Raw genomic sequence first — 503 nt, 5'->3', positions numbered from 1 at the left:
GTGCAGGATCTGCACGTCGAGCTGCTTCTCGCTCTTGAAGGCGACGAACCGCATCGGCGGCCGGGTCGCGGCCTCAGCGATCGCCTCAGCGTCCCGGTCGTTGTTCTTCTGCGCCTTGACTTAGGGCCGCACATACTCCGGCGACATCAGGCGCACCTCGTGACCTTGCGCCGCCAACTGTCAGCCCAGGTGGTGCGCTCCGCAGCACGCCTCCATCGCCACGACGCGGCCCGGCGCCCTGGCCGCGAAGGCCGCGATGCTCTCCCGCCGCATGCGCCGCCGGGTCACTACCCGGCCGGAGGCGTCCAGCCCGACCAGGTTGCAACTGTTCTTGCCGAGGTCGATCCCGAGAACCTGATTGTCCATGTTCCCTCTCCCTTTCCGGTTGCCCCAGACAGGCTACGCGAAAGAGGGGCGGGCCATTCCATGAAGGGGGCAGACGATCCAGGCGCCCGGTATCAGCCACGGCGGCCGCACCACCAAAATCCAGGCTCTGAGTGAGG

Annotated in this window: 1 pseudogene; it reads right to left on the bottom strand. The window is 67.4% G+C overall.

Annotation, left to right across the window (positions count from 1 at the left end):
• A pseudogene (locus D2K64_RS24140) lies at positions 1 to 366 on the bottom strand (IS110 family transposase); the annotation flags it as partial.
• Positions 367 to 503: the final 137 nt, after the last annotated feature.

It is taken from the genome of Teichococcus vastitatis (assembly GCF_003604215.1).
GTDB lineage: Bacteria > Pseudomonadota > Alphaproteobacteria > Acetobacterales > Acetobacteraceae > Pseudoroseomonas > Pseudoroseomonas vastitatis.
This window is presented reverse-complemented; position numbering and strand designations above follow the sequence as displayed.